At 44.9% G+C, this 12,015-nt stretch carries 7 protein-coding genes and 1 riboswitch; of the genes, 2 read left to right on the top strand and 5 right to left on the bottom strand.

The window, feature by feature from the left end; genetic code table 11:
• Window positions 1-7: 7 nt before the first annotated feature.
• The 5 genes from HMPREF3034_RS08900 to HMPREF3034_RS08880 all read right to left on the bottom strand — a co-directional run bounded on the left by HMPREF3034_RS08900 (window position 8) and on the right by HMPREF3034_RS08880 (window position 8,438).
• Window positions 8-1,342: an endo-1,4-beta-xylanase gene (locus HMPREF3034_RS08900; RefSeq protein WP_082721748.1), complete on the bottom strand. Its 1,335-nt coding sequence runs from the start codon at window positions 1,340-1,342 to the stop codon at window positions 8-10.
• A 12-nt stretch (window positions 1,343-1,354) separates the two neighbouring features.
• The gene (locus tag HMPREF3034_RS08895; RefSeq protein WP_036899310.1) at window positions 1,355-2,290 is read right to left on the bottom strand and encodes a Tat pathway signal protein; all 936 of its coding nucleotides are present in this window, start codon (window positions 2,288-2,290) and stop codon (window positions 1,355-1,357) included.
• Window positions 2,287-3,321, bottom strand: a complete 1,035-nt coding sequence (locus HMPREF3034_RS08890; protein ID WP_036899312.1) for a hypothetical protein — start codon at window positions 3,319-3,321, stop codon at window positions 2,287-2,289. Before HMPREF3034_RS08890 ends, HMPREF3034_RS08895 begins: the two co-directional genes overlap by 4 nt.
• 105 nt (window positions 3,322-3,426) lie before the next feature.
• Entirely contained in the window at window positions 3,427-4,998 is a 1,572-nt protein-coding gene (locus HMPREF3034_RS08885; RefSeq protein WP_062434936.1) for a RagB/SusD family nutrient uptake outer membrane protein, read from the bottom strand.
• 20 nt (window positions 4,999-5,018) lie between these two features.
• Complete coding sequence (locus HMPREF3034_RS08880) at window positions 5,019-8,438, bottom strand: TonB-dependent receptor (RefSeq protein WP_231725654.1); 3,420 nt, start codon at window positions 8,436-8,438, stop codon at window positions 5,019-5,021.
• An 802-nt stretch (window positions 8,439-9,240) separates the two neighbouring features.
• Between HMPREF3034_RS08880 and HMPREF3034_RS08875 the strand changes: the two genes are divergently transcribed.
• The gene (locus HMPREF3034_RS08875; RefSeq protein ID WP_369796373.1) at window positions 9,241-9,483 is read left to right on the top strand and encodes a transcriptional regulator; all 243 of its coding nucleotides are present in this window, start codon (window positions 9,241-9,243) and stop codon (window positions 9,481-9,483) included.
• Window positions 9,484-9,553: 70 nt separating this feature from the next.
• A riboswitch (TPP riboswitch) is annotated at window positions 9,554-9,650 on the top strand.
• Window positions 9,651-9,683: 33 nt separating this feature from the next.
• The gene (locus tag HMPREF3034_RS08870; RefSeq protein ID WP_062434930.1) at window positions 9,684-12,005 is read left to right on the top strand and encodes a TonB-dependent receptor; all 2,322 of its coding nucleotides are present in this window, start codon (window positions 9,684-9,686) and stop codon (window positions 12,003-12,005) included.
• Window positions 12,006-12,015: the final 10 nt, after the last annotated feature.

The following is a 12,015-nucleotide window of genomic DNA, read 5'->3' as shown; positions in this document are numbered from 1 at the left end:
TATATCACTATTTCACTTCTATTTCTTTTTTACATTCCTTGCCTCGGCGGTCTTTCCACGTCAGTAGATACTTCCCACGGAAGCCACGGAAACGCAAGGTACGGTCTTTTGCCAAACGAGTTTCAAACTTTGTCTTCCACTCTTGATTGATAAGATTATCTAAAACGGTATAGGCAGGCTTCTCAACCATGTGCTTATCGTAAATACCTGAGTAGGAAGGCTCGCCCGAAGCACCACCACCATCAACCACATTCCACCACGTAATGGCTTCTACCGTGGGATAACTGAACCACAACCGATACAAATTGCGAGCTATCACAGCCTGAATCAGCTTGCCATGCTCAGTGGTATCGGGTGCGCAAACTGTTACTTCACTGATGTGAATTGGCAAATCTGTAGCCTTCAGACAATCGAGTTTTGCTTGCAAAAGTGCTGGTGAGATGTAGGGGTCTTTGCCTTTTGCGATGTCGGCAGCTTCCAAAGGATCGAAAATGTGCATTTCTATACCGATGTGATCTATCTTCGAACCACGACACAAAAGATTGCGGGTCAGCTCGGCATAGCGACGATGCAAATCCACCGGGCCATGAAGGTCTACGTCGTTGATATTCAGTTGTACCGAAGATGGAAAATACCGGCGTGCCCATTGAAAGCATTTGAAGGTGTAATCATCGGGCATAAGTCCTCTGTTAGCTTGATCAATGGGTTCATTGACCACATCCCACAACTTCACCCGGTCGCCATATCGCTGTGCCAACCGATGAATATGGGCCTGAAAAAGACTGTCCATCACATGGCGGTCTTCGGGCATCCACGTGGGATGACCATGCAGCCGCAAGCCATAAATGATGGCATGTCCCTTGGTCAATATACCTTTCTGATTGCAAAAATCAACCATCGGATCGGTTGGAGGTCTACGATAAACATACGAACTACCGCCCTCGAAGCGTGGTTTCCCTTGCTCCAGTTCAAGCATTTTCCAATAAAATGGAATGGTTGCGGCATTGAACAGCGAACCGAAAGTGTTTTCGTATTTCCGATTCATAGCCTCAGTAGCCAACTGTCCGTAAACAAAAAGGTTACCACCGAAGATAAACGAATGAGTCAGTTGTTCCACACGGATTGTCGTACCCGGCTTTACCTCCGGCAATTCGATGGTAGCCGTACCCTTCCTATACAGCTCAATATCATGGTCGATGGCAGCTTGTAGAGAATCGTTCCACATCTTCCAGTAGTCTGGCGCCATCACATGACATACGTCTTCGGCCGCTCGATGAGGCACTTGAGCGGAAGAAAAGGAACAGATAAAGCTGAAAAGAAAAATAAAGAATAGGTATTTCATAAATATATCGTTTTAAGTATGTCGTTCTTCATAAGCTTTACGAGCTTCGCCCAATAGTGTAATGCCTTTTAGAATGCGCTCTCTGTTTTCCTCTATCGTAGGCTTCCACCACGTCTGCAAGAAACCTTTAAGGTGTTGCCGACTGATATATTTCTCTGCGAAAGCCACGGTGTTGGCTATACTTTTAGGATTTTCAAAATGATAACTACCAGTCGGAATTTGGTCGTAACCATGTTTTTCTAAATCAATATACTGCCTCACCATGTCCCATTCGGGATTAAACTCTTCATCATAATACCAATTACTCTGCATCACGCTCTTAGGCATCTTACTGAAAAACTGGTCGGGATGGTGCCACAACATGTAGTCGGGCCAGAGCCAAGCCTGCGCATGCCGGCGCTCACATTCCTTCACCAGAAACATGAAATCGTGCCACCAAGCATCATTTTTGCGCACCACCACATGCTTGTAGGTACTCTGCATATTGTAGCCTTCTTCATCCATTCCGATGTGGAACAGGCGAGGCTGGCCGAAAATACTACACACTTCGGCTATCATATCCGAACAGAAACGATAGTATTCATCGGTAGAAACCATCTTGGAGTATTCTTTCATCCAGGTATCATGCCCTGCGGAGAAGTTTAATTTAGGTATCGGCTCTATACCCAACGACCGCATACGTCGCAACTCCTGCTTCAAACGGGCAACCGTCCAGGCTCCATTGACGGCTATTTCGGGATGCCGCTGGTATCTTATGGCATCACCCAGATCAATAACAACCATGTTTACACCGCTCTTGCCCATCAGTTCGATGGCGTCATTCCATAGCGGTTCGCTCAGTTCCAAGTCGGGTCGATAGCCTCGGAAGGGGCGTCCCGGCCATATATACTCCTCCCACATGTTGAAACTAAGATGGATTAAACATCCCCATATCAATCTGTCTTTCATACCTTCGCTCTCCTTTTATTTTCATATTCCGAACGTGCGGCTCCTATCAAGTCAATCCCTTGTAGGATAGGCGCACGATAAGTTTCTATCGTCGGCTTCCAGAATGTCTGCATAAAGCCCAACAGATGATTGCCGTCAATATGCTCGCTACAGAACTTCACCGTATTTCCAATGCTCTTGGGGTTCTCTTGATCAAAACTACCGGTGGCCATTACGTCATAGCCTTCACGGGCCAAATCAAGATAAGAACGGATAGCCACATCGTTGATAGAGAACTTCTCGGTGTACCACCAATTACATTGTACCACCGACTTGGGCATCATCTTGAAGAAATCATCCGGATGGTGCCACACGTAATCAGCCCATACGCAAGGGCGAACGCCCCGTTTCATAGCTTCGCCGATGTAGAAATACAAGTCGGCCCACCATGTTTCCTGCTGCCGTATCACTATATAATCGGACAGTTGGTAGTCGATTCGTTCTTCGTCCATGCCGAAATGAATAAAGCGAGGCGTATCGAAGAGCGCGATGGCTTCGGCTATCAAGTCGGCGCAAACTTCATAATACTTGGCCGATGACACCATTTTTGAATACTTACCCAGCCACGCATCATGTGTCGTAGAAAAGTTAAACATCGGAATAGGCTCTATTCCTGCCTTCCTAATCTTGATCAACTGTGCCCGCAACTGTTCGTGTGTCCACGAATGAGCCAAGGAAATCTCGGGATGACTGTGCCAAGCCAACGAATCATCCAGATTGATAAAAAGCATGTTTACATGGTTTTTAGCCATGCGTTCGATGGCCGCGTTCCACACAGCCATATCGGGTTCAAATTCTGTTCGTAGTCCTCCATACAGTTTTATTTGGCCTGCAAAATTAAAGGAAAGATGCATCAGACAAGCCCAAAACTTCTCTCCTGAAGACTGGGACTCCGCAACTTGCTCTACCAGAGAAGTACCCAACAGCACCTTGGGCAAGGTTGCAGCCATGCCAAATGCTGTCGCACGCTTCAAAAAACTACGTCGATCCATAAATATTTATTCTATAATATTGCCGTTGTTCGGTAAAATTAAAGTCGATATACCTTATCTTTTGATGGATTACCAGCGTGTGGTAATCCATCGTTTGTGTATTTTTTAATCGTAACCTGCGTTCTGAATGACCACGCCTTTACCATCTAGGATAACGCTCTTGGGTAAAGGATAAACTTCCTTCGCCTTTTCGGCATAAGGAGAACCGTTGATGGTCTTGGCATATTCTATGAATTTATCCAGTCGAATAAGGTCGGCACGATACTGTCCGTTCTCGCACCAGAACTCATGACAACGCTCCTTGAGCAACACTTCGACAAACTTTTCATCCGTGTCAATGGCCGAATAATCTATACTTGCTATACCCGCCCGCTCACGAATAACGTTGATATACTTCAAAGCCTCCTGCTTATCGACAGCCGAAGCTCCAGGCTTGCGATACAAAGCCTCTGCCAAGGACAGATAAACATCGGCATAACGATAGAGAATGGGGTCTATCTTGCTACGTCCGCTGTTACCAAACAGGTCGGTATCGTAGCCATATTTCATGGGGATGGGGCCGAGGTCAAGATTAGGATAATCGCCTCGCTTTACGAGTTTTCCGGTCTTGTTGCTCGTGTATTCGGCCAAAAGATAGGTGCGGCGCACGTCGTTTGCTTCAAAACCGTCGTAGAAATGCCAAGTACTCGTCAAACTATGGTAGCCGCCTTTCATGCCATTGCTTCCAAAATCAGACGGCAATACAAACATGTGCCAGTCATTCCAGCTTACCATTTCGGTATTAACGGGCAAGGCAAAGATGATTTCCTTATTAGTTTTTCCCTGTCCGCCAACCTCAAACATCCGTGTATAAGTCGGCTGCAACTGATAACCAAAGGAAGGTTGCATCAGTTCACGGGCTAACGTTTCCACCTTTGCATAATAACTCTTGTCGTCCTTTGTCTCATGCAAATACAGACGAATAAGCAGCATCTTGGCCAGTCCGGTGCTGAACCTACCATATTCAACCGCATTGGGAGACGGCAGGTTTTCAGCCGCATAAAGCAAGTCCGCCTCTATGAATTTCACCATTTCTTCACGAGACATGCGTGGCAAAGGCTCATTTTCACGTGGAGTTTCCAATAGTTTCTGTGGCGCAATGATCAAGGGGCCAAACATATCATAAAGCGTATAAGAGATAAAAGCACGGGCACACCGCACTTCGGCTGTCATCTTTTTCTTTTGTGCCTCATTCAAAGAAGTAGCATTTTCGATATAAGCTAAATCCGACGTGCAACGACTAATATCATTGGCAAAGCCATCACGAAAGCCACCACCCGATGGATCCTTCTCCGTATAATAGAATCCGACCAAGTAATCGTCGGTAGAATTCCAGTCCAGATCGTGTTGTTTCTTAAAAATATGACTACGGGCAGTCAGTATTTCGGTAGTCGCGTCATTAAGGGCGACACATCCTCGGTCGTCTGTGGCGAACAAGCCATCGAACCAACTGGAGCGAATAGAGCGATAGCATTCGTTCACAAGTGTGGTATAATCGCTCTCAACCTTGGGAAATAGTTCGCTATTCATCTCGGAATAATCCACCGGATTCAGGTCGGCACATCCTGTAAACATGGTGGTAGCCAAACTTAAAGCCACCATACAGGATACATATTTGAATTGTTTGAAAGGTTTCATAATATAATGCTGTTGAAATATTAAAATGTGATGTTCACGCCAAAGCTATAGGTCTTGGCGTTGGGATAGGCAGCCTCATAGGCATCAGTCTCTGGATCAAGCCCATCATAAGGCGTAATCACAAAAAGGTTATTGGCCGAAAGATGCACGCGTAGACTATTGATAAATCCAACCTTACTCAACAATTTCTTAGGCAAATTGTAGCTCAACGACACGTTTTGCAGACGGATGAACCATGCGTTCTGATAGAAAAAGTCACCACTCGTATAGTATTTGCCACGTCCCATGTTGTAGAATGCGCTTGGATATCGGGAAGAAGGATTGGTCGGTGTCCAGCGTTCAAGATTGGTTTTCAAACCATTTATTCCTGAGCCTGCCACACCATAGCTGTTAATACCGTAAAAGGCCATCGTGGGATCTTCTATCTTTCGATCGAACATACCATTGAACATGAACGAAAATTCAAAGTCTTTGTAGCGGAATACATTGTTGAGACCAGCCAACCATCCAGGGTCTCTTGAACCAATAAGTTTGGTATCGGCATCATCTATCTTGCCATCGGGAGCTCCGGTAAGTATAAAGTGCCCGTTTTCATCGGTCATTGGATTGCCCGAAGCATCGCGCTTATAACCGTCAAGGTCTTTGATGACAACCTGACCCGGCAGCAAATCGGGCTGAGCAGCAGGAGCTTTTTCGCCTATTTGTAAGATATGGTCGGCTCTACGTGCGTAGATGGGACGAATAGGATCATTGGCCCGCTCATAGACAGCAGGCTTCCAATCGGGTGTACGCTCCTTCCATTTATCGCGATACATGGTAAATGTAAAGTTGGTAGTCCAACCAAAGTCTTTCGTTTCAATATTACGAGTATTAAGCATTACTTCGATTCCTCGTCCCTGTGTTTTACCGATATTCGACATTACCTTGGGAAGTTCTTGGTAAGAGTTGAGCAGACGATAGTTGAGCAAGTCGGAAATAGTGCGTTGGTAAATATCTATCGAACCACTGATACGTCCCTTTAAGAAACCAAAGTCAAGACCTAAGTTCCATTCCTCGGTGGTTTCCCACTTCAAGTCGGGATTATCAAACTTACCTTTCTTTACACCGATAACGGTCTTATGGTCACCGTTGACATAGGAATTCTCGGCTGCGAAACTTGCAAAGGCACTGGTTCCGATGTCGGCATTACCCGTCTGTCCCCAACTGAGACGCAGTTTTAGATTCGAAAGCCATTTTGTCTGCTTCAAGAAACTTTCTTCATTGATAAGCCAACCTAAAGCAACAGAGGGGAAATAGCCCCACTTATTGTTCTTGGCAAACACGCTGGCACCATCGGCACGCATGGTTCCCGTAAAGAGATAGCGATCCATGAGTACGTAGGAAGCACGCATAAAATAAGATTCCATCTTGTTTTTCGTAGCGTTGGACTTGGTTATCTTGGTTCCCGTTCCGGCGTCAATATTGTTATAAAGAAAAGCGTCAGTCAGGAAGTTGTTGTTTCCCAACTCGGATATATCATTGTTAAATTCTTCGTAGGAGGCACCCACCATGAAATTAACATTGTGGATATCGGCCAAAGTCTTGTGATAAGTGGCCGTAGCTTCTGCCAGATACTGATCGTTGTTTGTATTATAAATATAGGCTACTCCACCGTTGGCATTACCATTTACGGTTGTGCGAGGTTGGTAAGTCTTACGATCTATCTGCGCATGATCTATACCCAAGGCACCACGCAACAGCAAATCTTCTAACGGACGAGCCTCTATATAGACGTTACCGATTAATCGATTAGTGCGTCCTTGGTCGGTATTCGTCAGCAACGAGTACGGGTTAGGCTGTTTGGCCAACAGGGGATTGACAGGATAAGTACCCGTTTCGACATCGTAGGCTTTCACCTCCGGACTCATCTGAATGGCCGAGCGGATAATACCGGAGTTCTCATAACGTGCAGCCCCCAATTGTGTATTATCATTATTGATACGTGTCATCGTCAGGTTCAAACCAGCTTTGAATATCTTGAGAAAGCTCTGGTCGATGTTGGTTTTCAGCGTGTATCGAGTCAAACCGGAGTTCTTCACGATACCTTTTTGGTCGAAGTAGTTGAACGACAGCATATACTGTGTTTTGTCACTACCGCCCTGCAGGTTGACGTTGTGCTCATTGATACGGCCGTTACGCGTAATCAGTCCGAGCCAGTCGGTACCCTCTCCGGCTGCCGCAATCTGCGCATCGGTATAAGGATAACTCAATTGTATCCCGTTATAGGGATTAGCAGCTACCTCTTTCATTGTCTTTGTGCCGTATGGAGCTACTCGGTTGTTCCACATATAGTTTTCTAAGGCCATATCGTTACGCACCTGCATCCACTCTTTCAACGACAGCAGATTATAGATATCGGAATATTTCTGATAAGAAAAGTCATACGAATAAGACACTTTAGCACTACCGGTCTTACCACGCTTGGTCGTGATGAGAACTACACCGTTGGCCGCACGTGCACCATAGATGGAAGTGGCGGAGGCGTCTTTCAATACTTCTATCGACTCAATGTCATTCGGATTTAGGAAGTTGAGTATGCTTTGTGTTCCCGGACTCATCTTTTTATCACCACCATCCGGCTGGTCAAGTTTTGCAATAGGAAAACCATCAACAATATACAAAGGGTCGTTGCCGGCGTTGACACTGCCCGCGCCACGTATAAGAATGTCGATACCTCCACCGGGTTGAGCACTGTTCTGACGTACATAAAGGCCGGCAGCCTTACCACCAAGTGCCTGCCCTACCGACGAAATTCCGTCGAATTTCATGTCATCGGCTTTCAACATGGCGATAGAACCGGTAAGATCGCGCTTACGTTGAGTGCCATAACCTACGACCACAACCTCGTCGAGCGACTCCATATTCTCTTGCATGACCACGCTTAGATTATCTTTCGGGCGCACACGAACCGTTTGGAAACCCACATAACTGACTTCCAACACATCTCCTTCTTCTGTATCGAGGACAAACTTCCCATCTAAATTGGTAGATGCCCTGCGATTCTTGCCCACCACCTGTACTATGGCGCCAATAACAGGTTCACCCTGTGCGTCGGTCACCATACCACTAGCCTTACTTGCTTTCTTGTTGCGAGACTTCGCATCTACCTTAGGCGAGATGATAATAGTTGAGGGTTGAACCCATCTGTATTCCAATCCACGTTCCTCAAGGATTTCTTTTAACACAGCCTCTACAGTGACATTCTGCTTCTGAAGACTCACGGGGGCACAGCCATCTAGCGTCACATCGCGATAGCTAAACTTGTACTGAGTTCGTTTTTCAATTTCGCTTAATGCCTTCTTCAAACTCACTTGGTTGAGTTTGAGCGATACCTTCTGTTGTTGTGCTACTATTTGGAGGGGATTCCCCATTAACAGTGCAGCCAAAACATAGGCAAACATTCTCGATTTTATTAATCCACACATAAGCTTTAGGTTAAATTATTACATAGGTTAGTATATTTATGATGGTATTCATGACAATGCTGCTTTCATCTCATCACATCTAGATGGTTCGTGTTTTCTTGGTAGCCGGCGGAACACTTTTGCTCACGTCGTGTCTCGTCATTATATTAAGATTAGACACAGCTAACCTCATTTTATAACTAAAAATATGAATTTATTTTTTCTTTTACTGAAAACTTATCTCGAAAAAGAGCCTCACATCCGTATTTAAATAGAAGATTATCCAACAAAAAACTTGACCATCAATGCAAGAAAAGGCTAATTTACACATTTATATAGAAACTAACAAACATGGAATGAAATATGCAAGAATAACACTCTAACTTTCAGTTACACTAAGAAGATAGACAGGGTGCAGTCGTACACCACTCGCCCAATACTGCTCATCGTAGTCGACTATCAATACAAATCGATTTCAATGAAGACACAAGGGCGCCTGTCTTAGAATCCTAGAAGAATAAATTAAACTCAAGTCTGAGCCTCTGTCACTTTGGTGCAGAGGCTCTTCACTTTTGCCGCCTCGCCTTTGCAGCGATGCTGAACAAGCCATGCAACAAACCTGCGAAACCGTTGCAGCAATTTAAGTTTATAAGTCTTCAAGTTGATGAGTTATTGAATTGTGGGTAAAAGAGAGTATTACTATGAAGCGAATCAAGAAGAATAAGCGATGGTTGAAATATTATGATTCTCTTGATAGATACATTTTTAATTCTGTATTTTTGTAAAAAAGAAAAATTATATGATGGAAATTGGAGACAAAGTATTGGTTTCACCCGATCTAACCCATCTTGCCGACTGGATAGAAGGAGAAGTTATCAAGGTAGAAAACAATCCATATGCAGGAATTGTTATTTCTGCACAGACCGCAGATGGGAATATATTCTTTGGCTATCAAGACTGGTTTAAGAAATCTGTTCGAGATATTAGAGGATTTAAAGTAGAAAGTTGGTCTGATTTTACAGATTTAGTGAAAAAATCATAGTTTCCATCTTTTTTTGCTCCAACAGCACGGATTTCACTGAAAAAGCAATACCTTTGCAGCGGTTTACAGACTGTAGGCTAAGGGGTGCCACGACATTTCGTGGCTGAGAATAGACCCTCTGACCTGATCCGGGCAATGCCGGCGTAGGGATAAGGACATGAAAAGTGCCCCTTTTTGTGTATTTTTATTTTAATGTTTTCATGAAAAAAAGTGTATTGTTCGTGTCTGTGCTCGCCTGCACAGCAACAGTTCATGCAATTAATCCCAAACAAGAAAAGATTGATACGTTGCGTACTTACGAGCTACAAGACGTACAAGTGACATCTACACGCGCCAACAAAAAGACGCCGGTGGCTTATCACGACCTCAATCAAAAGCAAATCAAAGCCGTAAACTTCGGCCAAGACGTGCCTTTCCTGTTATCACTCACCCCATCGGTCACCATGACTTCAGATGCCGGAAACGGTATCGGTTACACGTCGTTGCGTGTACGTGGTACCGACCCTTCGCGTATTAACATCACTTCAAACGGCATCCCTATGAACGACGCAGAGAGTGCTCAAGTGTTCTGGGTGAACATGGGCGACTTTGCTTCGAGCGTTCAGAGCATGCAGATACAGCGCGGTGTGGGTACATCAACTAATGGTTCGGGAGCCTTCGGAGCCACGCTGAATATGCAAACAGAGAATATCGGACTGAAACCCTATATCGGATTGGATCTTTCGGGTGGATCGTACTATTCGCATAAGGAGACATTGCGCTTCGGAACCGGACTGCTGGGTGGCCACTGGGGAATCCAAGGTAGACTGTCGAACATCGGTAGTAAGGGTTATTTGGACCGTGCTTTCACCAAACTAAATTCTTATTTCGTACAGGCAGGATACTTCGGCGACAACACGATGGTGAAGTTTATCACCTTCAACGGTATGGAACAGACCTATCATGCTTGGAATTATGCGTCGAAATACGAGCAAAGTCTGTATGGACGTAGATATAATTCGTGTGGCGAATACTGCGATCGTGACGGCAATGTACATTATTATGACGGACAGACCGACAACTATCACCAACAACACTATCAGTTAATATGGAACCAAGTTATCAATCGTAACTGGAACCTCAACGCAGCTTTACATTATACCAAAGGCCAAGGCTATTACGAAGAGTATAAAAGCAAGCGCTCGTGGGCACAATTCCACTTGACTGAAGATTGGAACATGCTGGGCGATTTAGTACGCCAAAAGAAGATGGATAATGATTTCTACGGAGCTATTGCGAGCCTGAACTATAACAATCTGAGCGGATTAACGGCTACAATAGGCGGTGGTTGGAACAAATACGAGGGCGATCACTTCGGCCGGGTGAAATGGGCAGGAAGTCCATATTACGTAGTAAAGGACGCAAATGACAAGGAGACAAATCAGTATATCGTTTCGCCTGCACTCTCCCCCGATACGGAATATTATCGCAACTCATCGGAAAAGGTTGACGGAAACGTATATGGTAAGGTAAATTGGGAGTTCTACAAGGGACTGAGTGCATTCATCGATCTACAGTATCGCCACATAAGTTATAAGCTAAATGGGCCTACCGACAAGTGGGATGGAACGAAACAAGTGGTTTATGGTATGAAAGACAACTATGATTTCTTCAATCCCAAATTCGGATTGAACTACGATATTACAGCCAATCACAAGGTGTATGCATCGTATGCCATCGCACATAAAGAGCCAACTCGCAACGACTATGAGGATAACATAGGCACTCGTTTGAAAGCAGAGCAATTGAACGACTTGGAAGTGGGCTATAAATACCAGAGCAAAAAGTTCTCGGCAGGTGCCAACTTCTACTATATGAGCTATCGTAACCAATTTGTACTGACGGGAGAATTGAACGAAATAGGCGAAATGAAAGCCAGCAACGACAACTCAGGACATAGTTATCGCATGGGATTGGAGTTGGAAGCTTCATGGAAACCGGTCGATTGGTTCCGCTGGGATGCCAACACTACATGGAGTAAAAACCGTGCAAAAGACTGGACAGTGACCGACTCGAAGACAGAAAAGCCATTGAATTTGGGTGATACTCCATTGAGTTTCTCGCCCGATCTCATCTTCAACAACATCTTCTCGTTCGACTATAAAGGCTTCACAGCTAGTCTTCAGAGCCAGTATATCAGCGACCAATACCTCACTAATACAGGTTTTAAGGAGTATGTTTCGTATGGTAAAAACGGAGAGGAGACCAAGGTTAGCATGCTGATAGATGGACATTTCAACACCAATCTGAACTTGGCTTACCACTTTGGACTCAAAAAACTGGGCTTGAAAGATGCCACTATCGGTGTAACATTATACAATCTGTTCAGCGCCAAATATGATAATAACGGATGGGCAGCGCCCAACTACAAGGCCGATGGTAACGGAAAGGTCATCGCATATACCAAAGACAAACTCAACAAAGCAGGTTTTGCGCCCTCGGCCCCATTCAACTGGATGGCTCATCTATCCATCAACTTCTAAACAAACATAC

The sequence above is a fragment of the Prevotella sp. DNF00663 genome, assembly GCF_001553265.1.
Classification (GTDB): Bacteria; Bacteroidota; Bacteroidia; order Bacteroidales; family Bacteroidaceae; genus Prevotella.
Note: the sequence above shows the minus strand (reverse complement) of the source record. Positions and strands in the feature narration are given on the sequence as shown.

What these genes read in the sequence shown, in the direction of transcription:
- HMPREF3034_RS08900 (WP_082721748.1), bottom strand. Translation starts at nt 1,342, where the DNA reads ATGAAATACCTATTCTTTATTTTTCTTTTCAGCTTTATCTGTTCCTTT.
- HMPREF3034_RS08895 (WP_036899310.1), bottom strand. Translation starts at nt 2,290, where the DNA reads ATGAAAGACAGATTGATATGGGGATGTTTAATCCATCTTAGTTTCAAC.
- HMPREF3034_RS08890 (WP_036899312.1), bottom strand. Translation starts at nt 3,321, where the DNA reads ATGGATCGACGTAGTTTTTTGAAGCGTGCGACAGCATTTGGCATGGCT.
- HMPREF3034_RS08885 (WP_062434936.1), bottom strand. Translation starts at nt 4,998, where the DNA reads ATGAAACCTTTCAAACAATTCAAATATGTATCCTGTATGGTGGCTTTA.
- HMPREF3034_RS08880 (WP_231725654.1), bottom strand. Translation starts at nt 8,438, where the DNA reads ATGTTTGCCTATGTTTTGGCTGCACTGTTAATGGGGAATCCCCTCCAA.
- HMPREF3034_RS08875 (WP_369796373.1), top strand. Translation starts at nt 9,241, where the DNA reads ATGATGGAAATTGGAGACAAAGTATTGGTTTCACCCGATCTAACCCAT.
- HMPREF3034_RS08870 (WP_062434930.1), top strand. Translation starts at nt 9,684, where the DNA reads ATGAAAAAAAGTGTATTGTTCGTGTCTGTGCTCGCCTGCACAGCAACA.